Here is a 22,360-nt window from a genome sequence, read left to right on the forward strand (position 1 = left end):
GATTCCGCAGGTCACTAATGTCACGGTATCTGCTGATTATCGCGGCCGCCGTAATGTTCTTGCCCGTTATCATTTCTCTTAATATCATCTTTGTTTCCCTTTCCAGCAACTGGATTGAGCTACGGATGGATGACAGAACAAAGTCCGAGCTGGCGCTCTACTCCAGCACTTCCAATTTGGAGAACAGCTGGCATGAAGCGGCTCGTCTGCTGGCGGGCAAGTCTCCCCGGGAGATTGACACGCGCATAAGGGAACTAAGCGGGAGTTACAAGTACGCTTCTATGTTCTGGGTGGACGGAAGCGGGGTTACCCGGCTGTCGCTCCCTGCGCAGAAGAAGGCGCGAGGGAGCGCCTCCGACAAGGAGACCTCCGTCCCGGAGACATGGACGGTTTCTTCGTCGATCACTTTTATGAAAGAAAGCATCAACCGTGATCCGCTGACTATTGTCGCTTTTATCGGCGACCGTTCCGATGCCGGTGAAGGCTTCATGGTCATGACGGTTCCGAGGTCCGTGCTGCGGAGAGACATAAGCAGTTTTCCGACTTTGGGGTATGTTGCGGTGCTGCTCGTCCTGTTCATCGGGTTCGCGGCGGTATCCTGGCTGTTCTTCGCCAGAATCCGCAGGCGGCTGCTGCGGCTGCAGACCGCGATGACCCTTGACGGTAGGGACGGCCTCCCGGCAGCAATTCCCAAGGGCAAGCCCGATGAGGTGGGTCTGCTGGAAGAGGCGTTCAATACGATGGTTGCGGAGCTTAAGGACAGCCGGCGCAGAGAGTGGGAGGAAGAGGAGCTGCGCAAGCGGCTGATCGCCGATCTGTCCCATGATCTGCGCACACCGCTTACGGTTGTGCGCAGTCATTTGTTCGAGGTCGGCAAGGAACCGCTGTCCTTGCAGGGAAGAGAATCGCTCAATCTGATGGATGAGCGCATCGCCGACCTTGGCGTTCTGATCGACAACCTGCTGAGTTATAATCTGCTGGCAAGCGGCAGGGTGAAGCTGTCGCCGGAGCGCAAGGATATTCTCAGGCTGCTGCGGGAAAACGCCGCAGCGTGGTACCCGATATGGACCAAGGAAGGCATGGAGGTAGACATTGAACTGGAGGACGAACCCTTATACTGGGAGGTCGATGAGATCTGGTTCAAGCGTGTGCTGGACAATCTGCATCAGAACATCATGCGCCATGCCAAGGACGGTGGTTACGTCGGGATTGCCGCCGAGGACCGCAGCGGCACACGCACTGTCGTCATCCGCGACCGCGGACGGGGCATGGGCGAAGATTCTCCGGTGAAAGGAGCGGGTCTCGGACTCGCCATAGTCGATATGCTGCTGTCCCGCATGGGGCTTGCGTGGACGGCGGACAGCACTCCGGACGGCACCTCGGTCTTCATTTTTCCGAAAGAGCGGAATAATTTAAACGAAACTTAAACTTCGCGGGCAGTCTTCTTTAACCTTGGGGCGGTATGCTGGTTACCGAGGTGAAGAATTGACATGGAAACGATTATACAAACGACGGAACTGGTGAAAAAATATCGCGGCCGGACGGCGGTGGATCACCTGGATCTGAGCATCGGGAGAGGAGAAATTTACGGATTTCTCGGGCCGAACGGCGCGGGCAAGACGACGACGATCCGTATGCTGCTCGGTTTGATCGCGCCGACGGAGGGGCGCGTCGAAATCTTCGGCAAGGATCTCCGCAAGGAGAGACTGGACATTCTGCGGAGAGTTGGCTCGCTTGTCGAATCACCTTCCTACTACGGCCATTTGTCGGCGGTGGAGAACCTGGAGGCGATCCGCCGCATTCTCGGCGCGCCGAAACGCCGCATCGCCGAGGTGCTGGATATCGTCTCCCTGACCGGAGAGGAGAAGCGTCCGGTCAAGGGGTTCTCGCTCGGGATGAAGCAGCGGCTCGGCATCGCCGCCGCGCTGCTCGGCAGCCCCGAGCTGCTCATTCTGGATGAGCCGACGAACGGGCTCGACCCGTCCGGCATTCAGGAGATCCGCAGCCTGATCATGTCGCTGCCACAGGAGCACGGCATTACCGTGCTCGTGTCCAGCCATCTGCTGAGCGAAATCGAGCACATGGCTGGAACGGTCGGCATCATCCGCCAAGGCCGGATGATCTACCAGGACACGATTGCCCATCTCCGCCAGCGCTCGGCGGGAGAGATGCGGCTGGTCGTGTCGGAGCCGGAGGCCGCTTTGGAGGAAGCCTGCCGCAGAGGATATGACGGCATGCTGCGGACAGGCGAGCTCCGCTTCTCCGGAATGAACGATGCGCAGGTCGCCTTGCTGGTCAAGGCTCTGGTAGAGCAAGGGCACGCCATATACCGGGTAGAGGAGCAGCGGCAGTCTCTTGAGGAATTCTTTCTGCAGGTTGTGGAAAGGGAGGGGCTGTGATGAGCAGGCTGCTCGCAGCCGATTGGCTGAAAATCCGGGGCAAGGGCCTCTGGCTTCTGGTGCTTGTGGGACCCCTCGGCGTTACAGCGCTGCAGGCGCTCAATTTCGGACTCCGCTTCGATTATATGAAGAAGACATATGCCGGGGACTTGTGGGGCGGACTGCTGGATAACACCGTGCAGTTTGTACCTGTGGCGCTTTTTCTTGGCGGTACGCTGGTCTGTTCCCTAATGTCCAATATTGAGCACCAGACCAGCGCGTGGAAGCAGCTTCTCGCCCTGCCGGTCTCGCGCATAGCGGTGTTCGTATCCAAGCTTCTGCTATGCCTGCTGCTGCTGGCCGTGTCCTGTCTGCTGCTCTCCGGCTTCGTCACGGCGCTCGGTCTCATTTTCGGCTTTGGGGCTTCCGCAATTCCGGTCTATGACATTCTGCGCATCGGCTTTCTGTCCTGCGCCGCCGTTATGCCCTTTATCGCGCTTCAGCTGTGGCTGTCGCTGGCCTTCCGGAACCAGGCGCTGCCGGTTTCAATCGGCGTGATTTGCGCTATTGTGTCGCCTTTTACGACCACCCTATCGGAGTGGCTGCCGATTAACTGGCCGTACCTCGCGTGGAGCGGTCCGAACCGTCTTTATTTTGCGGGGGCGGGACTTGCGCTGGGCCTGCTGGTACTGCTGCCGGGAGCGGCGCATTTCGCAAGGAAGGATGTGAGCTGACAGTATGAAGATGTTTCTAAGAATTCTGTCAGCCGAAAGACTGAAGCTGTCCGGCTCCTATATATGGCTGCTTGTACTGGCCAGTCCAGCCGCTGCGGTGCTGATGGGGCTGTTCGCCGCCTCTCCGAAGGGCGGAAAGCTGGATTGGACGATACTGCTTACGGTTATGTCGATGCTTCACGCTGCATTGTTTCTGCCGATCCTGTCCGGGCTGTACGCCGCCATGCTGTGCCGTCACGAGCATCTGGACGGCGGCTGGAAGGCGCTGCTGGCGCTGCCGGTCTCGCGGACGGCTGTATACATCGCCAAGTTTACGATGGCTGCTCTGCTGCTCGCAGCGACCCAGGCCGTCTTCATGGCCGCGGTCATCGGAACGGGATTATTCCGAGGAATCGGGGCTCCCATTCCTTGGGAACTGCTCGTCAGAAGCATTACTGCCAGCTTTGTAGCCTGCCTGCCGCTTGCGGCGCTCCAAATGACCGTTTCCCAGGCGTGGAGCAGCTTCGCCGCTCCGCTTGCGCTGAACGTCAGCTTTACGCTGCCCAATATTTTAATTGCGAACTCGGCCACCTACGGCCCTTATTATCCATGGGTACAGCCGCTGCTAGCCATGCTTCCCCATGGGCAGGCGGACCGTGGAGCGTTCAATCTGCCGCTTGAGAGCCTGCTAATCGTCGTGCTGGGCAGCTTTGTCATCTTTTTCGCAGCAGGTCTGCTGTCTTTCCGCCGCAAGGCGGTATGAACCGGTTAGAACAGTCTGCCGGATGACGGCAAATCCGGAGCTTTTGCCATTCGCCGCCGTTCTCCCAGGCTTTAAGAATGGGCGGAGTTATGGCCGGTCAGGTCTCATTAATGGACATTCGCCCTCTTTTTTTCTTATAATGGTCTAAGAGCGGCGGCTGGCCAGACCGGACCTCGCTGCAAGGAGGTTAAGCAGATGAAACCGGCGGCTATCGAAGAATGCGACAATACCTGTAACGGCTCGGAGGTTTCTCCCGAGAATATCCGGTTAACCCTGCCGGAAAGGGCGACGACCGACAAGATGGCGGAACTGTTCAAGGCGCTCGGCGATCCGACAAGGGTTAGGCTGATTTACGCATTATCCCGCCAGGAGCTTTGTGTGCATGATCTGTCAGCTATTTTGGACATGGGCCAGTCGGCGGTGTCCCACCAGCTTCGCTATTTGCGGAACTTGCGGATCGTGAAGCGGCGTAAAGAAGGCAAGACCGTATTTTATTCGCTGAATGACGCGCATGTCGAGCAGATCTTTTTGCAGACGCATGAGCATATCAGACACGAATAGGAACAGGAATAAGGGTGCGGATTGTACCTTCTAAAATAAGCAAGCAAAACGGCAGGAGACCCTTTCGGTCTGCTGCCGTTTTTTGCTGGTGTGCCAGCTAGTTGAAGCTGTGTTCCGCCGATTGTGAGATGGCCGTTTTTTTCAAGTTCAGCGCAAGCAGGATGCACGAAATTTTCATCCCCGTCAAGCTCGTTACCGATTGACACCGGAAATGGGATAGGAATATAATGAGGTTAACAACATATGAACAGTTGCTCATATATTAATCGTAAGCGTTACGGAAGGGGCTGGGGAGAGTGAATACGGTAGAGCCAACGGTCAAACGCCAATGGATATTGGAAGGTCTGCACTGCGCCAACTGCGCGATGAAAATTGAGAACCGGGTGAGCAAGATGGACGGGGTCGCTTCCTGTTCGGTCAATTTTGCAACCAAGACGCTGACGATGGAAACGGACAGCAGCTTTCCGGAGACAGGGGTTTCTCAGGTTGAGCAGACGGTGGTCTCGATTGAACCGCATGTGCGGCTGCTGGAGAAGAGAGCCGCAGCGGTCTCCCGGTCTGCCGCTTATACCGGAACGGTTCGCGGAAACGTTCAAGTTCGGAGCCACCGCGAAGCGCATGGGCATGAACACGGAGATGAACATGAACACGAGGATGGGCATGAACACGAGGACGAACATGAACACGCACATGCCGGAGAAGAAGGCCACACGCACGGACATTCGCACAGCCATGGCGAGGGAGAGACGCGGCGGACATTGCTGCGCCTCGGGGTCGGGGCGGCACTGGCCGCAGCCGGTTACCTCATTCCATTCGGAGGTTACTGGGAGCTTGCTCTCTTCCTGCTGGCTTACCTTGCGGCAGGCGGAAATGTCGTATGGCAGGCCGTGAGAAATATCGCACGGGGACAAGTGTTTGACGAGAACTTTCTGATGGCGCTGGCGACCATCGGCGCATTCGCGATTGGCCAGTACCCGGAAGGCGTCGCCGTCATGCTGTTCTATCAGGTTGGCGAGCTGTTCCAGGGCCTTGCGGTCAACCGTTCCCGGCGCTCCATCACGGCGCTGATGGATATCCGGCCCGAAACGGCGCGCCTGCGGACCGGGGAAGAGACGAAAATCGTCTCTCCGGAGCGGGTAAATATCGGGGATATCATCGTCGTGCAGCCGGGCGAGAAGGTTCCGCTTGACGGAACGGTCATCGAAGGCCGCGCGATGATGGATACCTCGGCGCTGACCGGCGAATCGGTTCCGCGGTCGGCAGAACCGGGAAGCGCGGTGCTGAGCGGATTCATTAACAAGAACGGCGTTATCACCGTGGAGGTAACTCAGACGTTTGCGGAATCGGCGGTTTCCAAAATTCTGGAGCTGGTACAGAATGCGTCGAATAACAAGGCCAAGACCGAGAACTTCATTACCCGGTTCGCCCGGGGCTACACGCCTGTTGTCGTCATTACGGCCGCGCTGCTGGCCGTGGTACCTCCTCTGTTCAGCGGAGCGACGTTCTCCGACTGGATTTACCGGGCGCTGGTCTTCCTCGTAATCTCCTGCCCATGCGCCCTCGTCGTATCGATTCCGCTCGGCTTCTTCGGCGGCATCGGGGCGGCATCGCGCAGCGGTATCCTGATTAAAGGCAGCAACTACCTGGAGGCGCTGAACGATGTCAAGACCGTAGTCTTTGACAAAACGGGCACGCTGACCAAGGGACAGTTCAAGGTGACGGGTATTCATCCGGCAGAAGGCGTGACGGAGAGCGAGCTGCTGCGGCTGGCCGCGTACGCGGAGAGCCATTCGGGCCATCCGATTGCGGAGTCCATTGTCGCGGCTTACGGTCAGCGCATCGAAGCAAGCACTATTACCGACTACAATGAAATTTCCGGCCACGGTATCCGGGCATCTGTTGAAGGCCGCATAGTCCTCGCGGGGAACGCGCGTCTTATGGAGCGGGAAGGCATCGCATTCTGGCAGCCTGCCGGAACCGGAACAATCGTGCATTTGGCCGTGGACGGCCAATATGCCGGCAGTCTTGTCATCGCCGACGAAGTGAAGGAGGATGCGGCCCGGGCGATTTCCGCTCTCCGCAAAATCGGCGTAGCCAAGACAGTGATGTTGACCGGCGATGCATCAGCGGTGGCCGAGGATGTAGGGAAGCGGCTGGGCATCGGCGAAATCCATGCCGAGCTTCTGCCCCAGCATAAGGTGGAGCAGATCGAACGCCTGGAATCCCAAAAGGCGGGCCGGGAAAAAATCGCCTTTGTCGGCGACGGCATCAACGATACGCCTGTTCTGGCGCGAGCGGATGTTGGGATCGCGATGGGGGGACTGGGATCGGATGCCGCCATCGAGGCGGCGGACATCGTCATTATGACCGATGAGCCGTCCAAGATTGCATCGGCGATCGGTATCGCCCGCCGCACCCGGACGATTGTGTGGCAGAATATTATATTCGCGCTTGGGGTTAAGGTGGTCTTTCTGCAGCTTGGAGCGTTCGGCATCGCGACGATGTGGGAAGCGGTCTTCTCCGATGTCGGCGTGACGGTGCTTGCGGTGCTCAACAGCATGCGGGCGCTTCGCGCACCCTCTGTGCAGGGTTAAGTTCCAGACTAAGACTGATCAAAATCATTAAAAGAACCACCGGAATGGCTATCAATATGGATGCCATTTCCGGTGGTTCTTTTACTTAATGCCCCAAGAATCGCCCTATCTTTCGCGAGGTCATCAGCTAGGGCTGAGACTGTCGATGCCGCGGCGGATAATATCGCACGAAGCGGTAAACTTGGCGGACTCTTCCTCGTTTAGATTCAGCTCGATCAACTCTTGTATGCCTTCTCCCCCAATGATGGCGGGCACGCCGGTACAGATGCCCTTCTGTCCGTATTCTCCGTCCAGGATGGCGGACACGGCGATGATTTTATGCTCGTCGTTCAGGATGGAGCGGGCGATATACGCCAGCGCGCTGCCGATTCCAAAATGCGTTGAGCCCTTGCGGGTGTAAATCTCCCAGCCGGCATCCCTGGTCTTGCGGGCGAGATCACCGAGGTCCAGATGCTTGAACCGTTCGCGATGCTGATCCAGAATATGCAGGATCGGCTTGCCGCCGATGGTCACATGCGACCAGGCCACAAACTGTGATTCGCCATGCTCGCCGAGCGCATAGCCGTTCACACTGCGGGGATCGATGGAGAATACCTCGGACAGCAGCGTCTTCAGTCTGGACGAATCGATGGATGTCCCTGTTCCGATTACCCTGTGGCGCGGCAGGCCGGAGATTTGCCAGACGAGATAAGTCACAATATCTACGGGATTGGCGGCGATGACAAAAATACCGTCGAACCCGCTCTCCACAATCGGCGTAACGATGCTTCGGGTAATGGTCTTCGCGTCGTCGAGCACATCAAGCCGGGTCTGCCCGGGCTTCGGATTAGCTCCTGCCGTTAAGATTACAATATCCATGCCGGCGCAATCGCTTGTAGTTCCGGCGTATACTTTGGTCCGCGTACCCATAAAATCCGTACAATGCGAAAGATCAAGCGCCTGCGCCATTGCGCGGTCATATGTGCGGTCGACCATCATAATTTCATCACAAATCGCCTGATTGACCATGGAATAGGCGCAGCTGGAGCCGACCAATCCGGAACCGACGATCGCTACTTTTCTTGATTTTCTTTTCATCTGCCTATCCTCGCTCTCTTATAAAAGATGGCTAAAGATTCGTTAATCCGAAAAACTCGGTCTATGACTTCATTTTACCCTAAATACCCGTAAGTTACCTGACATGAGTGAAAAAAGGTACATGCTCCTCTTGCCGCATTAGCGCGCAAACCGGACCTCTATAGGAACTATGCTTACATGCGCAATTAACCGCATGGAAGCCATGCGGAAGGTAAATGGCGGATGCCAGTCACAGCTCATTGCGGACAAAGGGAACTTTCTGGCCTACGTTGCCGGGAATGCCTCATGGAGACAACCTGGGTCTGCTACCGCGAAACAAGCGTATCTTGCGGAACGAGCTTGCGGTAGGTTCGAAACATAAAGACCCTCCAATGCAGAATCATGCCGAATGCCAGAATAAAGAATAGACCGCCTGACTGCGGAATGGATATGTAGCGGTCGATGAATTCATGCAGCAGCGTGCGGACCAGAAGCAATCCGAGCAGAACAAGAATGAAGCTCTTGGAGCGTTTGGCGTAAATCAGCCCCTCCTTTTCGTGGAAGGTGGTCGTTTTAATAAGCGGATAAGCAAAAACAAACCATCCCGCAAGAAAAGCGGCAAGCGCCCACCATAGAGGAACCCTGACCTCGGGAACGGCAAACATGATGAAGCCGGTCGACATGCCCAGCGGCGGGATAAGGATTTTGCGGAGGGTAACGGGGCGGTCGCTTGCTTTTAATCGGATAAAAATAACCATCAGCGCCATCAGCAGCGCGCCCAAGGTGGAGCCGATATGCAGTAACGACGGATTGATGCTGCCCATGATTCACGTTCCTCTCTGAATTAAAAGTGGAGTATGTACATTATAGCAAAAAATGCCTTCGGCACCTAAACGTCTGCGCCCAGCCGATCCTCGCACCGCTGCCAAATGTAAACGAAAAAAACCGCCAAGCGGCCAGCCAGGCGATTATATTGCTCAGCATATTGTTTGTAAATAGGCTGCTGCAGGGTAAAGTAATTAGGAACGGGTTCGCCGTCCACCCATCGAATGCATGACCAAGCTGACGATTGCAATAAGAACGATCGCGCCGATCAAAGACGGCAGGACGTAGAATTCACTGACACGCGGACCCCAGTCACCCAGAAAACTGCCCAGCCAGGAGCCCAGAATACCGGCGATAATGTTGCCGATAATGCCTCCCGGAATATCTCTTCCCATGATCAGGCCTGCCAACCAACCAATAATACCGCCAACAATCAGCATCCATATGAGACTCATCATGCTTCAGCTCCTTTAGGGTATTAGTATTGGATGCTAACTATTAACCTAAAATGGAAGGTTTCAATCAGGTGTCATATTTTGCCGAAATATCAGAATCCTACTACCTTTTGTTAAAGGAGACGCTTAGTATGAAACGCTCAGATGAAGTATTGTTTTATATCGGAACGTACAGTCCCGAAGAGCAGCCGTCCATTTATTTTTGCGGATTGAATACAGGAAATGGAGAGATGAGAATCATTCAACAAACCTCGGGAATCGAGAATCCATCCTACATAACGCTGAACCGTGCAGGGAATGTGCTGTATGCCGTCAGCGAGAAGGAAGCCGGGGAGGTCAGCGCTTATTCCGTCGATCCCGGGACAAATAAGCTGTCCATGCTGGGCGCGCGGCGGACAGAGGGAGGAGCCCCCTGCTACGTTTCTATCTCTCCGGAGGGGGACTATGTATTTGTCTCCAACTATTCGGGAGGCAATGTCAATGCTTTCCCGGTTAATGAAGACGGCTCGCTCGGGGAGATGTCCTCCCAGGTCCTTCATGCCGGCAAGGGCTTTCGCGAAGACCGGCAGGAAGCGCCGCATCCGCATTCCGTAATCTCAGACGCAAGCGGGAAGCGGGTACTGGTATGCGATCTCGGCCTCGACCGGATTATGCTCTACCGTCACGAAGACGGCAAGCTCACCCGGTATGGCGAAGTGGTGCTGCCTGACGGCTCGGGACCGCGCCATTTGGCATTCCATCCGAGCGGAAAGTGGCTGTACTGCGTCAACGAACTGAATTGTACGGTATCGGTCCTTGGGGCGGGAGAGCCATCCGGGAATCTTGAAGTCCGGCAGCATCTGTCCACACTGCCGGAGCAGTACGGCGCGGGAAGCGACGATACGGCGGCCGATATTCACACCTCCCCTTGCGGCCGGTTCCTGTATGTATCCAACCGCGGGCATGACAGCATCGCCCTGTTCCACGTTGATAAAGGAACCGGCTTGCTGAAGGCGATGGATTGGCAGAGCACCGGCGGCCATACGCCGCGCAACTTCGCCATTGCCGGAGGAATGCTGCTTGCCGCCAATCAGAACAGCGGCAATATTACGTCGTTTACGATCGACAGCGAGAACGGCAGGCTGATTCCAACGGGCAATGAACTGGAAGTGCCGAAGCCGGTCTGTATTGCCATTCTGAGTTGAATGAGCTCAGTATTTTCATAAAATTTATAGTTCTCCAAAAATATAGAAGGAATTGGTAATGGAAACTCGAATAGATATCGTTGATACGCATTTTTGTCACATTCCTTAACCGAAATGGGGGATAGGATGGAGGATATTGCGGAATCAGTGGGTAAGGAAATCAAGGAAGGCGTGCGGACTTATTTCGCTTTGCCGCACTTGTACGAGCAAGCGGTTGCCTGTATAGATGAGAAGCTGAGAGGGAATCTGCCGTTCGCTAATCTTACGGTGCTTCACTACCGGGCTTTTGGAGGAGCGGGTCCTTCCATATTTCGGGCTGCCGGAGCGGTTGAGCTCATGATTCTAAGCGCGGATATTGTCGACGACCTTCAGGATAAGGACAACAGCTTGACGGCATGGAGCCGGATGAGCCCCGAAATTGCGCTTAACATTGCCTTTGGGCTCACGTTCATTTCCGGGCAGATGCTGCTTACCTGCGAATTCCCCTTGGAACGGATTCACGGGGCTGTACAATTTATGAACACCCAGACCCTCGCGGCTATTAACGGGCAAACGGCGGATCTGCTGAACGATATTAGGACCGAGGAGGATTACCTCCGCATGATCAAGCAAAAGTCGGCTGCATTCGTGGTCGCCGCCTGCATGATCGGCACGTTCCTGGCTACCGGCGAGTGGAACAGTCAAGTAAGAGACTATGCCGAAGAACTCGGAATCGCCGATCAGATCAAGAACGACATCCGCGATCTGCTGGATTGGGAAAGGGGGGATTTCAAGAACCGTAAAAAAACGCTGTCCACGCTGTATCTACTTCAGTTTATCGCCGAGGAGGATAAATGGATCGCCGATTACTTTGAAGGACGCCTCCGGATGGAGGAGATCAGCCACCGCAGGGAGGAATTCGAACGAGCCGTCGAACGGACGGGAACCTTTCTCTATACCTCTGTACGGATGAGAATGCATTGCTATAATTACTTGCAGATCGTAGACAAGCTGGATATCGACGCTCACTGGAAGAACCGTATCACCGCCTTGGCCGAATAGACCTTGGCACAATAATCGATTGGGGGAATTGTCCATGTTAAAGGAAATCATTCAAAGCTTGATGAAAGATCCCGCAGCAGCCCATCGTTTAAAGAACGGCCAGTATGAACTTGTTGGAATCAGCGAAGTTGAGCGAAGAGCGCTGCTGGAAGCGCTGGATGACAAGAACCGGGTTGCCAAAGCCGGGGAACTGGGAGCCTGGGACACCGTCAAAGCGGCAGCAGCACTATAACCTGAAGATGCAAAAACAGCCTTAATCTGAATCAACGGATTAAGGCTGTTTGTATAGGAGAAGGATGCGACCCGCCGGAATAAAAGCCGATATCATCAAGCATGACGGCGTCTCCATCGCCGAGAAGATAGAAGGTAATCTGCGCCGCATGCGCCGGATCGAAGGAAGGATTCTGCTTATGGAACAGATCGAATGAAAGCTCATAGGTCTGAAAGACCGCTTCGGTAAGATCGCCGTACTTGCCTCCGCTGATGCGCTGCTCCAGCCAGGGTATCCGGGCGAAGCGCGTCTGCGGCAGCGGCAGGGGCGTCATGACCGCCGAGAGCGGCAGACGCGCCTTGACGCCGAGGCGATCGGCCAGCTCAACCTCTATTTGCGGCGGCAGGCCGGAGACTGAACCGGCACCAAGGTTGGCCATGGAGAAGGACAGGCCGTCCGCTCCGTAGAGCGCGGCATCGGCAGCCGGTCCGTTCCCCAGCGCAATGCGGTAGAATGCTTCCCCCGCTTCGCCGGCTCTGCGTTCCAGCAACGCTCCGTATGTCCCTTTGCCTCCTCCCTCCCGGTCTTTGGCCATTTCCTCGGTCCAGCTTACTCCTGAAGCTGTAATTAAGCCGCCGGTTTCTGGCGTCGCCCTGTTCCGATCCTCTTCGTAGCCCGCTATGATCCTGAATCCGCCGTCCTGATAGCGGTTGAAATAAGCCGTCGAAGCGGGCAGCCACTGCAGGCCGCTCCGGTAATCCCGGAACAGGCCGGTATACTCGCTGCTGCCATGCAGCGCCTGTTCCAGAAAGGCCGAAATGTACACTTTGGCAATTTGCCGCTGCTCCTCCTCTTTCATTATGCCGCTGCGGTTTAGGAACAGCCCGGCCGGCGGCGGAAGATCAAGGAGGCCCCAGTCGCTGTTGAACTGGCTGTGATTCGCGCCGCCGATATACAGCGAGGTCTTGAAGGCGTCCGTGTAAGCAGAATAGAATGAGCGAATATACTGCCGGTCTCCGTAGAAATCATGCACATCACCGTCCCGCGCGCCATGGAGGGCCATATAGCTTACATCATGAAGCTGGGCCAACCGGCCGTCGACCGTCTGGTCGGTGGGAGCCATCGCGGCCACCGCCGAAATATGGAATCTGCTGGCAGGCTTAAGGACGGGATCGTCCTTAAACCAGCGCTGCGCGTCCGCCGCCATGGCGGCCGCCTGCCCGCCGCGGCTGTGCCCGATCAGGGCTGTTTTTGCAAAATCGATCTTGCCGTAAAAAGGATTATCCGGTGCATACGAAAAGGAAGCGAGCTGCTCCAAATGCTTCAGAATGATCCAGGCGCGCAGCTTGTAGTCGCCCTCCGGAATGCCTGACCAGGCCGAATAATTCAGGAAATTCTCATCCAGGGAGATGGCGATGAACCCGCGGCTCGCAAGCAGTTCACCGAGATAAGCGTAACCTCCGTCCGAAAAATCCTCCATCATATGGTTGCCGTGTACGATAAGCACAAGCGGAAAAGGACCGTCTCCCTCCGGCATCCATACCCGTCCGTTCAGCGGCAGCGATTCCGGGTCGAAGCCCCAGAACAGTGTGCGGAGCGCAGACCATTTCTTCATATAGGAAGAAGCGTTCACGGAAGAGGAGCGGACAGCCGCCCCGCTCCCGTATTCGGCCCGGCGCCGGTCGCTTCCGCTGCCATAGGTGAAGCTCCGGTATGCATATCCGCCCGGCATTCCCGGATTGGCCGCGGTCAGAGAGCCAGCGGCAGCGGCGCTATTTGCCGGGGGTGAATCCGCTGCCTTGTCAGGAGCGCCTCCCTGTTGAAGCTGCAATCCGCCTGCCGGAATGAACGGAAGGGACAGCAGCGCTGCCATGATCAGCAGACCGGGAACGATTTTGCCTCTCCCCAGGAGTCCGATGGCAATGCCTGCAAGCGCTCCGAGCGCGGCGGCTGCTGCGGCGACAGCGGCGGAAGCTTCAGCGGTAAGATCAGCGCTATAGAGAATAACCATGACAATTCCGGCGCTGCCGGCTAGACATCCCGTGAACAGCCGCGGGAGACGTAAAGATGCCAGTGCGAGCAGCACAGCTGTCAGATGGCCCGCCGCAGCCAGCATGGCCGTTCCAAATCCCGCGGCCAGCATCAGATCCGCCGGCCTTCCGAGGCCGGTGGGAATCCCCAGCATGAGGGCTGAACAAGCCGCAAAGCTTACTAACCACGGCCCGGCAATCCCCAAGCGCCATATACGGGTATCATAGCGGTATGTTTCGCGGATTCGGTTGACCAAAATTTCCGCAATGCGCCTGTACCGCCCGGGTCTTTCCGGCACGGGCGGCTGTCCCAGTTCCAGGTCCATTTTTAATCCTCCGGCTTCGCTGCTAAGCGGATTCCTCAGCAAGATGTAGCAATAATAGTCTTTTGCCGCATGTCTGACAAGTGGTACTTGCAGGAGCGAAAAAAATAGCGGCTTTCCTTAAAGAGCTGCAAATCTATCACGTCCGCGTTAGAAAGAATTCCGGTTGTTGGATAAATCCTTGTATTCCACTCGAAAATAAATGATTGACAAGAGTGGGGGAGCCTATTATTATATTTTCATAACCTACTAATTTGGTAGGAATAATAAATATTTTCTTACCGTACAGACGGCGAAACCCATGTCTAGGAACGCATTGGCCGCTTTGCCGGTCTGAGTGCCAGCGGGGTTCCACTGTCTGTTTTTGCAAAAAATACAGGTACATCAAATGGGGGAGAGATTGAAATGAAAAAAAGGCTGAAAAAGGGACTATTGACAGGATTTGCGCTGCTGCTGACGGCGGGTCTTACGGCTTGCGGAAGTAACAGCGGCGCAGAGAGCGGATCTTCTGCTTCGCCGGAGTCTGCGGCTGCAGGCAGCGCATCGCCAACGGCGGCGGCGTCGCCCGCACAATCGAAAGAGCCGGTGGAACTGCTGAACGTCTCCTATGATCCTACTCGTGAATTGTATGAGAACTATAACAAAGCCTTCTCCGCTTATTGGGAGAAAGAGGCCGGACAGAAAGTGACAATTAAACAGTCGCATGGCGGTTCCGGCAAGCAAAGCCGCGCCGTGCAGGATGGTCTGGAAGCGGACGTCGTAACCCTGGCGCTCGGCTACGATATTGACGCCTTGCAAAAGGCTGGCCTGATTAATGAAGGCTGGCAGAGCAAATATGAACATAACAGCTCCCCTTACACCTCGACCATCGTGTTCCTGGTTCGCAAGGGTAATCCGAAAGGCATCAAGGATTGGCCGGATCTGCTGAAGGACGGCGTAGAGGTTATCACCCCGAATCCGAAGACATCGGGCGGCGCCCGCTGGAATTACCTGGCGGCTTGGGGTTACGCGCTGGATCATAACAATAATGACGAGGCCAAGGCTCAGGAATTCCTCAAGAACCTGTTTACGCATGTGCCTGTGCTTGATACCGGGGCGCGCGGCGCGACCACAACCTTTGTGGAACGCGGAATCGGCGATGTGTTGCTTGCTTGGGAGAACGAGGCCTACCTGTCCGTGAATGAGCTGGGCAAGGATAAATTCGATATTGTGTATCCTTCGGAAAGTATTCTGGCTGAGCCTCCGGTAGCTATAGTCGATAAAGTGGTCGATAAGAAAGGAACCCGCGAGGTTGCGGATGCTTACCTGAAATATCTGTATAGCGAAGAGGGCCAAAAGATCGCTGCAGAGAACTACTACCGTCCGACGCTTGACAGCGTTAAGGAAGAGTACAAGTCCAAGTTCCCGGATATCAAGCTCTTCACGCTCGCTGATAAATTTGGAACGTGGCAAGAAACGCAGCAGAAGCATTTTAACGACGGCGGTGTCTTTGACCAGATCTATGTGCCTGGCAAATAAGGAAATCTTGGGATAGAAGCAGGAAATACGGTGGGGCTGATCGGCTGAACGGTGCCGAAGGCGGAGAAAGGATGAACAATCGATGAATGTCACTGCTAAGGCGACGCGGCGGGGGGTGCTGCCGGGATTCGGTCTGACCATGGGGTACAGCATTTTATACTTGAGTCTTGTCGTGCTTATTCCACTGGCTGCGCTGCTGTTCAATTCAACGGGACTGACCTTTGCGAAGTTCTGGTCGGTGGCTACGGACCCTCGGGTTCTGGCCTCATACCGGGTCAGTCTGACCACGTCGGCGGCGGCCGCATTGGTGGACGGTCTGCTGGGACTGCTGCTGGCATGGGTGCTGGTACGCTACCGATTCCCGGGAAAAAGAATCTTCGATGCCCTGATCGACCTGCCGTTCGCGCTGCCGACGGCGGTGGCAGGCGTGTCGCTGACGGCGCTGTATTCCGGCAATGGCTGGATCGGCTCGCTGCTTGAGCCGCTCGGCATCAAAGTGGCGTTTACGCCGCTGGGCATTTCCTTGGCGCTAATGTTCATCGGTATTCCTTTTGTCGTACGCACCGTTCAGCCGGTGCTGGAGGATTTGGAGCGGGATACGGAGGAAGCGGCAGCCACGCTGGGGGCAGGACGCTGGCGTATCTTCCGCAAGGTGCTGCTGCCGGAGCTGATTCCGCCCCTGATCACCGGCTTTGCCTTGGCCTTTGCCCGGGGAATCGGCGAATACGGCTCGGTTGTGTTCATCTCGGGCAACATGCCCATGCGGACAGAGATCGCTCCGCTCCTCATCATGTCGAAGCTGGAGCAGTACGATTACGCTGGAGCAACGGCAGTGGCGCTGCTGCTTCTCCTTATTTCCTTCCTGATGCTTCTTGTGATCAATATGCTTCAGCGATGGACCCGCAAGGCATCACGCTAAGGCCCCCACTATTTAAACTAAAGGAGGAATAAGGATGGCTGGAACTGTCCCGCTTCGCGGCAGACGGCCGAAGGCGGCCGTACCCGCAGCGGCTGTGAACGAATCGTCCGCGGTCAAATGGCTGCTTATCGGAGCTGCCGGGCTGGTGCTGCTCTGGCTGATTGTGCTCCCGCTGAGCATTGTGCTGACCGAGGCGCTTAAGCAGGGCTGGAATGTATACTGGGCCGCGCTGAAAGATCCCGACGCCGCTTCCGCACTGCGGATGACTCTTTTGGTGGCGGGCATTAGCGTGCCGCTGAATACGATATTCGGCGTAGCGGCCGCCTGGGCCATAGCGAAGTTCAAATTTCGCGGCAAAGGAATGCTCATTACGCTTATTGATCTTCCCTTTGCCGTCTCGCCGGTTATCGGCGGTCTCGTGTATGTCCTGGTCTTCGGTGCGCACGGTTGGTTTGGCCCGTGGCTTGACGCGCATGATATCAAAATCGTGTTCGCCGTTCCGGGAATCGTACTCGCCACGATGTTCGTAACCTTTCCATTTGTAGCTCGTGAATTGATCCCGCTGATGGAAGATCAAGGAACGCAGGAGGAGGAAGCGGCGCTAACGCTTGGCGCAAAGGGCTGGCAGATCTTTTTCCGCGTAACGCTTCCCAATATTAAATGGGGCCTGCTGTACGGCATTATTCTATGCAACGCGCGGGCGATGGGTGAATTCGGCGCAGTATCTGTTGTCTCGGGCCACATTCGCGGGGAGACCAACACGCTCCCGCTGCATGTGGAGATTCTCTACAACGAGTATCAGTTCTCGGCTTCCTTCGCGGTTGCATCCCTGCTTCTTCTGCTGGCGCTCGTGACCATGCTGATCAAAAGTTGGCTGCAGCGTAAAAGTAGTCATTGACAGAAGATAGGCAGCATGCTAATTTAAACCATAGTATACAGGTTGGAAATTACGGTATTTAGTGGGGCGGTTAACCCGCTGCGGAATGAGAAGGAGGGCTAGTGAATTGGCTAAACCGCTGAAAGTGGATGAAATTTGGCTGGAGAGGATTGCGGGACTTCTGGACAGTATGGAATTCGGCTCATTGCATATTGTTGTGCATGAAGGCCAGATCGTGCAGATGGAGCGGACGGAACGCAAGCGGTTCGAGAACGCCACACGGCACAGCGGAGAAGCCGTAACCCGGCGTCCTGATTCTCGTGCTGCGGGACGGTAATGACCCGCAAGCTATCGCTAAGAATCGGATATGGAATCATTTATTAATTTATGGATCAGCAGACAGCGGCCCGCTCCCGGGATAACCCGGAGGCGGGCCGCTGTCTGTGTTTCCCGGATCTTACGGCTTAGTACCGGGGTGTCCGCCGTGCGGACGAAATACCCTCAATCAGCAGAACCAGGGCGGTTATGGCATGCATGATCCAGCCTACGATTGGAATGATGGCGATAATAGAAGTAACGACTCCGATAATGTTGCCGGTGACGGGCCCCCGCTCATTATACAGCACGGCAATAGCGATGGCATGCAGCAGAAAAGCGACCCCGAGCGGCAGCCAAGCGTTGGCCACAACGAATGCGCCGCCGATGAACGGAAGCGCCAGAAAAGCCTCGTAAGCAAAAGTGCCCCATTTAAACAGTTTTCCCCAAGGAGACATCTCCTTCACCAACCTTTCCTTAATATTAATATTCCATAGAACGTGCGGTGATACAAGGTATGCAAGCCCTTAACGGTCCCCTGACTATTTTTTAACTGCTTTGCGGATTGGGTAATATTCGTTGTGGCTCATTAACGATTGCAGGAGGAACGTATGATGGACTATAAATTAATTACGATCAAGCGGGTCACCGGTTTCGTCGGTTTATGGATCATGGCGCGGCTGCTCGGGAAAAAGAGGATTTCCCAGCTGACTCCCTTCGATTTTGTCTCTGCGATGATGCTGAGTGAAATTGTGGGCAATATGAAGGAAATGAAGCGGGGCCTTGATTTCGGCCAACTGCGGATGATGCTGCGCCAGATTGAAAGCTACAGTGTAGATCGATGGCGTAACGAGAAACTGGAATATTAAATCCGTGAGGCCCAGCAATTGCGGTTCAAAGATTAATGATTCCTTGTTAACAGGCTAGGCTACAGAGATATTGTTAAACTCTCGTGGGAACGTAAGTTTAATTAAAGGCAGCGGCAGTATAAGACTATATTTTTATGTCTTAGTCTGCCGCTGTTTCGTTTATTGGAACAGTCTATAACTTTATTTTCTTTGAACATCAATGAAGATGGATAGAACCGGAGTGTCACCTATCTGTTCCCAAACCCATTCTACACGGAGATCAACCGACGGGAAGAACCCACCGGGAAGAACCCGCCGATCGGGCGCCAGTTATCGTTGATCCCGGACCAGTCCGTGCCCTCAACCCACCAACTGGTGTAGACCCGACCGTCGTTGCCCACGACGAAGAGATCGAGGATGTCTGGCCTCCGCGACACTGCCCTCACAGGAGCGCCCACCGGGAAGAACCCACCGATCGAGCGCCAGTTATCGTTGATCCCGGACCAGTCCATGCCTTCAACCCACCAACTGGTGTAGACCCGACCGTCGTTGCCCACGACGAAGAGGTCGAGGATGCCTGACCTCCGCGCCACCGCGCTCACAGGAGCGCCCACTGGGAAGAACCCACCGATCGAGCGCCAGTTATCGTTGATCCCGGACCAGTCCGTGCCTTCAACCCACCAACTGGTGTAGACCCGACCGTCGTTGCCCACGACGAAGAGGTCGAGGATGCCTGACCTCCGCGCCACCGCGCTCACAGGAGCGCCTACCGGGAAGAACCCACCGATCGAGCGCCAGTTATCGTTGATCCCGGACCAGTCTGCACCCTCAACCCACCAACTGGTGTAGACCCGACCGTCGTTGCCCGTGACGAAGAGGTCGAGGATGTTTGGCCTCCGCGCCACCGCGCTCACAGGAGCGCCCACCGGGAAGAACCCACCGATCGGGCGCCAGTTATCGTTGATCCCGGACCAGTCCGTGCCTTCAACCCACCAACTGGTGTAGACCCGACCGTCGTTGCCCGTGACGAAGAGGTCGAGGATGCCTGGCCTCCGCGCCACCGCGCTCACAGGAGCGCCCACCGGGAAGAACCCACCGATCGAGCGCCAGTTATCGTTGATCCCGGACCAGTCCGTGCCTTCAACCCACCAACTGGTGTAGACCCGACCGTCGTTGCCCACGACGAAGAGGTCGAGGATGCCTGGCCTCCGCGCCACTGTGCTTACAGGAGCGCCCACCGGGAAGAACCCACCGATCGAGCGCCAGTTATCGTTGATCCCGGACCAGTCACTACCCTCGTGCCACCAACTGGTATAGACCCGACCATCATTACCCATTACGAAAAGATCTAAGTGCCCTGTCGACCGAGCAATAGCGGTTGGACTCCATGCCGGTTGCCAAACAGCCTGAGAGAGACTGATTTCGGTAACCGAGTTCCCACTGATGCGCAAGCCGGTGTAGATGGTGTTGTCTGCGTAGGTATCTTCCGGAATGATTCGCCGGGCATTGGTCGTACTAACCAGGGTGTAGTCGCCATCCGGCACTCCATCCAGTACGATGAATTGGCAGGCGAGCGATTTATTGTAAAGATCCGCCCACCCGGCTGAGATTCCCTGATTGGTGTTACAGTCTCTGAACCTGGCCTGAGCTGGCCCCCAAGCACTCCTGTGCTCAACGTCGATCAAACAGAAGGCCTGTTTGTAGCCGCTTGTCACCTGGTTGCCCCATCGATCCAGCAGGATGAATTCGTTGAAATCTTTCAGGTGATAGTGACCGTGAGCGCCGGAGTATACGAACCATTCGGGGTGGTCCGCAGGTGCTCCAACCACAAGGTCTGCATCACCAATGTTGTGTGACAGAAAGTCGAAGCGCATGACCCTGTGGGTTCCGGGTGTTACACAACCGTCCTGAATACTGTGATCATTCACGGCAAATGTCTCCGTATGAATCGAGAAATTCCTTACAATTGGAACAAGATTGGCGCCCATACTGTATCCTCCTTTTGCCTAATAAAATGATTGTCTAACATTGATTCTACTGGTGTGCAGCCCATAACCGTCTCAATCCAGCCAGGGAAGGATCGGTCACGGTAATAGCCTAACGGCCGTGTAGCTGATCAGACGTCTTTCGGACCGTGGTTCAAATGGTAATTACCCTAACACTTTCATTGAGCTGGAAACGAAAATTCCTTCCGCAAGTATTTTCACCGACCAAAAACCGATTTATGTAACACTAATTCCCTCAAATTTCTAATCACGGTGTTTGTTCTAAAGTACTGTGCTAATTCTGAAGGTCTTTTCTGTTTATAAAGGTATGCTTTTCAAAACGAAGCAGCACGTAATCTAGACTAACGCGAGCTCGCGCAACTCTTCCATTCGACCCAATAGCTGCGGTATGCGAATGTCCGAAGAAAATAAAGCTGTAGACCGAATCGGGACGGGCAGATATGTTGAATGACAGAGATGTAATTCAAGAGGTTACATGTAAAAAAGACTTCAAAATATAATTCGAAGTCTTTTTTAGCTGCAACACATGGCATATCGAATTGTGCGGATCTATTAAACCAACCAAAACTGTTATAAAGTGGATTAATGATCTTGCAAAGACTTACAATGCCTAACCGAGGTGAACGCTAGTGGAGTTTGTAACAATCGGCAGAGCAGTGCATTCTGGATATCGTCTCACTTTCGCATCATAAAAATAACACAATCAACATTGTTTAATTTGGCAAATGTGATGATGCTGCCATTTTTGTTTAATTCATCTATTTTTTTGTTAAAATAGTATAAATGAGTAACCTTTGAGCTTATATTTTCTTTATAAACTTTCCGTTTGGGTATATTTTAATATGGTTACTTCTTCTGGTGTCTGCAAAGTGAGAGCATTAACCATGAAGCGGTGCGGTGCACGTTGAAAACGATGTACAATTGGGAAGATGAAATCGTGAACTACCATCACTGCCGATGGACCAATGCAACTGTGGAAGGACGACATAATTGCATCAAAGCGTATCAAGTCGACACTATTTTACACGCAATCGTCGATGTTACAAAATCGGTATTCTAGAAAGTAGGGGAAAAGGATATGAAAACGGTGCTGTTCGGCACATCGGGAACGATCGGGCGCGCAATTCTGGAGGAAGCGCTGAAGCGGGGGCATGAAGTGACGGCCCAGTTTCAGCACCCGGAGGCAATAGAGATTCAGCATGGAGGTCTGCTTACGCTGCCCATCGACCTGCTTAGACCGGAAGAGGTGGCCCAGGCAACTAAAGGCTGCGAGGCTGTTATTAGCGCTTACGAGCCTGAGTTCGGCGCGGAGGGCGAGCTGCTGGAAGTTGCCCGTTCGCTCGTGGAAGGACTGAAGACTGCCGGGGTTAACCGGCTGATTATAGTCGGCGGAGCGGGAAGCCTGAAGACGGATTCGGGCGACCGGCTGATGGATACGCCGGAGTTCCCGGAGGAGGTAAAGCCGCTTGCGGCGGCTCATGCCGATGCCTATGAAATCTATGCGCACTCCGGCCTGGATTATACATATGCCAGTCCTGCCGCGATTATCTCGCCGGGGCGGCGTACGGGACAGTTCCGTATCGGATTGGACCGGCTGGTTGTAGACGAGAACGGAAGAAGCGAGATCAGCGTGGAGGATTACGCTGCTGCGGTGATTGATGAACTGGAGGAAGGCAACTTCATCAAGGCGCGGTTCACGGTGGGATATTGACGCGGCCCGTGAAATAAAGAAAGGGGAACAAG

General features: G+C 55.1%; 21 protein-coding genes and 1 pseudogene. 16 read left to right on the forward strand and 6 right to left on the reverse strand.

The window, feature by feature from the left end; translation table 11 throughout:
• The first annotated feature begins 17 nt into the window (after positions 1 to 17).
• The 6 genes from PDUR_RS01865 to PDUR_RS01890 all read left to right on the forward strand — a co-directional run bounded on the left by PDUR_RS01865 (position 18) and on the right by PDUR_RS01890 (position 7,009).
• Positions 18 to 1,427 (forward strand): HAMP domain-containing sensor histidine kinase, encoded by a 1,410-nt coding sequence (locus tag PDUR_RS01865; RefSeq protein ID WP_233277461.1) that lies wholly within the window; start codon positions 18 to 20, stop codon positions 1,425 to 1,427.
• Between the two features lie 63 nt (positions 1,428 to 1,490).
• Entirely contained in the window at positions 1,491 to 2,399 is a 909-nt protein-coding gene (locus PDUR_RS01870) for an ABC transporter ATP-binding protein (RefSeq protein WP_042204840.1), read from the forward strand.
• The gene (locus tag PDUR_RS01875; RefSeq protein WP_330217235.1) at positions 2,399 to 3,112 is read left to right on the forward strand and encodes an ABC transporter permease; all 714 of its coding nucleotides are present in this window, start codon (positions 2,399 to 2,401) and stop codon (positions 3,110 to 3,112) included. Before PDUR_RS01870 ends, PDUR_RS01875 begins: the two co-directional genes overlap by 1 nt.
• A 4-nt stretch (positions 3,113 to 3,116) precedes the next feature.
• Positions 3,117 to 3,854, forward strand: coding sequence for an ABC transporter permease (locus tag PDUR_RS01880; RefSeq protein ID WP_042204842.1), 738 nt, complete (start codon positions 3,117 to 3,119; stop codon positions 3,852 to 3,854).
• Between the two features lie 195 nt (positions 3,855 to 4,049).
• Positions 4,050 to 4,415 carry an ArsR/SmtB family transcription factor gene (locus PDUR_RS01885; RefSeq protein ID WP_036594420.1) on the forward strand — a complete coding sequence of 122 codons (366 nt, stop codon included), beginning with the start codon at positions 4,050 to 4,052 and terminating at the stop codon, positions 4,413 to 4,415.
• Positions 4,416 to 4,711: 296 nt separating this feature from the next.
• Positions 4,712 to 7,009 (forward strand): heavy metal translocating P-type ATPase, encoded by a 2,298-nt coding sequence (locus PDUR_RS01890; protein ID WP_042204843.1) that lies wholly within the window; start codon positions 4,712 to 4,714, stop codon positions 7,007 to 7,009.
• Positions 7,010 to 7,132: 123 nt separating this feature from the next.
• Here the strand turns inward: PDUR_RS01890 and PDUR_RS01895 are convergent, their stop codons facing one another.
• The 3 genes from PDUR_RS01895 to PDUR_RS01905 all read right to left on the reverse strand — a co-directional run bounded on the left by PDUR_RS01895 (position 7,133) and on the right by PDUR_RS01905 (position 9,345).
• Entirely contained in the window at positions 7,133 to 8,086 is a 954-nt protein-coding gene (locus PDUR_RS01895; RefSeq protein ID WP_042204844.1) for an L-lactate dehydrogenase, read from the reverse strand.
• A 305-nt stretch (positions 8,087 to 8,391) separates the two neighbouring features.
• Complete coding sequence (locus PDUR_RS01900; RefSeq protein ID WP_042204845.1) at positions 8,392 to 8,889, reverse strand: CcdC family protein; 498 nt, start codon at positions 8,887 to 8,889, stop codon at positions 8,392 to 8,394.
• A 195-nt stretch (positions 8,890 to 9,084) separates the two neighbouring features.
• Entirely contained in the window at positions 9,085 to 9,345 is a 261-nt protein-coding gene (locus PDUR_RS01905; RefSeq protein ID WP_042204846.1) for a GlsB/YeaQ/YmgE family stress response membrane protein, read from the reverse strand.
• Positions 9,346 to 9,476: 131 nt separating this feature from the next.
• Here PDUR_RS01905 and PDUR_RS01910 point away from each other — a divergent pair, with 131 nt between their 5' ends.
• The 3 genes from PDUR_RS01910 (at position 9,477) to comX (ending at position 11,802) form a co-directional block, all read left to right on the forward strand.
• On the forward strand, positions 9,477 to 10,529 hold the full coding sequence (locus PDUR_RS01910; RefSeq protein WP_042204847.1) for a lactonase family protein: 1,053 nt from the start codon (positions 9,477 to 9,479) through the stop codon (positions 10,527 to 10,529).
• Positions 10,530 to 10,655: 126 nt separating this feature from the next.
• Entirely contained in the window at positions 10,656 to 11,570 is a 915-nt protein-coding gene (locus PDUR_RS01915) for a polyprenyl synthetase family protein (RefSeq protein WP_042204848.1), read from the forward strand.
• A gap of 34 nt (positions 11,571 to 11,604) precedes the next feature.
• Positions 11,605 to 11,802, forward strand: a complete 198-nt coding sequence (gene comX, locus PDUR_RS01920) for a competence pheromone ComX (RefSeq protein ID WP_042204849.1) — start codon at positions 11,605 to 11,607, stop codon at positions 11,800 to 11,802.
• Between the two features lie 31 nt (positions 11,803 to 11,833).
• Here comX and PDUR_RS01925 read toward each other — a convergent pair whose 3' ends face one another.
• Positions 11,834 to 14,137 carry an alpha/beta hydrolase gene (locus tag PDUR_RS01925; protein WP_042204850.1) on the reverse strand — a complete coding sequence of 768 codons (2,304 nt, stop codon included), beginning with the start codon at positions 14,135 to 14,137 and terminating at the stop codon, positions 11,834 to 11,836.
• Between the two features lie 402 nt (positions 14,138 to 14,539).
• Here PDUR_RS01925 and PDUR_RS01930 point away from each other — a divergent pair, with 402 nt between their 5' ends.
• The 4 genes from PDUR_RS01930 (at position 14,540) to PDUR_RS01945 (ending at position 17,785) form a co-directional block, all read left to right on the forward strand.
• Positions 14,540 to 15,652 (forward strand): sulfate ABC transporter substrate-binding protein, encoded by a 1,113-nt coding sequence (locus PDUR_RS01930; protein WP_042204851.1) that lies wholly within the window; start codon positions 14,540 to 14,542, stop codon positions 15,650 to 15,652.
• Positions 15,653 to 15,734: 82 nt separating this feature from the next.
• A complete protein-coding gene (cysT, locus tag PDUR_RS01935; RefSeq protein WP_042204853.1) occupies positions 15,735 to 16,571 on the forward strand; it encodes a sulfate ABC transporter permease subunit CysT in 837 nt (278 codons plus the stop codon).
• Positions 16,572 to 16,605: 34 nt separating this feature from the next.
• The gene (gene cysW / locus PDUR_RS01940) at positions 16,606 to 17,469 is read left to right on the forward strand and encodes a sulfate ABC transporter permease subunit CysW (RefSeq protein ID WP_042204854.1); all 864 of its coding nucleotides are present in this window, start codon (positions 16,606 to 16,608) and stop codon (positions 17,467 to 17,469) included.
• A 106-nt stretch (positions 17,470 to 17,575) separates the two neighbouring features.
• Positions 17,576 to 17,785, forward strand: coding sequence for a YezD family protein (locus PDUR_RS01945; RefSeq protein WP_042204855.1), 210 nt, complete (start codon positions 17,576 to 17,578; stop codon positions 17,783 to 17,785).
• 127 nt (positions 17,786 to 17,912) lie between these two features.
• Here the strand turns inward: PDUR_RS01945 and PDUR_RS01950 are convergent, their stop codons facing one another.
• Positions 17,913 to 18,221 carry a hypothetical protein gene (locus tag PDUR_RS01950; protein ID WP_042208968.1) on the reverse strand — a complete coding sequence of 103 codons (309 nt, stop codon included), beginning with the start codon at positions 18,219 to 18,221 and terminating at the stop codon, positions 17,913 to 17,915.
• A gap of 153 nt (positions 18,222 to 18,374) precedes the next feature.
• Here PDUR_RS01950 and PDUR_RS29610 point away from each other — a divergent pair, with 153 nt between their 5' ends.
• The gene (locus PDUR_RS29610) at positions 18,375 to 18,632 is read left to right on the forward strand and encodes a DUF421 domain-containing protein (protein WP_233277462.1); all 258 of its coding nucleotides are present in this window, start codon (positions 18,375 to 18,377) and stop codon (positions 18,630 to 18,632) included.
• A gap of 248 nt (positions 18,633 to 18,880) precedes the next feature.
• Here the strand turns inward: PDUR_RS29610 and PDUR_RS26985 are convergent, their stop codons facing one another.
• On the reverse strand, positions 18,881 to 20,599 hold the full coding sequence (locus PDUR_RS26985) for a lysyl oxidase family protein (protein WP_052409931.1): 1,719 nt from the start codon (positions 20,597 to 20,599) through the stop codon (positions 18,881 to 18,883).
• A gap of 874 nt (positions 20,600 to 21,473) precedes the next feature.
• Between PDUR_RS26985 and PDUR_RS28475 the strand changes: the two are divergent.
• Positions 21,474 to 21,676, forward strand: a pseudogene (locus tag PDUR_RS28475) (transposase); the annotation flags it as partial.
• Positions 21,677 to 21,695: 19 nt separating this feature from the next.
• Positions 21,696 to 22,328 carry an NAD(P)-dependent oxidoreductase gene (locus PDUR_RS01970; RefSeq protein ID WP_042204858.1) on the forward strand — a complete coding sequence of 211 codons (633 nt, stop codon included), beginning with the start codon at positions 21,696 to 21,698 and terminating at the stop codon, positions 22,326 to 22,328.
• The last annotated feature ends 32 nt before the right edge of the window (positions 22,329 to 22,360 follow it).

Source organism: Paenibacillus durus, assembly GCF_000756615.1.
GTDB classification, from domain to species: Bacteria; Bacillota; Bacilli; order Paenibacillales; family Paenibacillaceae; genus Paenibacillus_AQ; species Paenibacillus_AQ durus.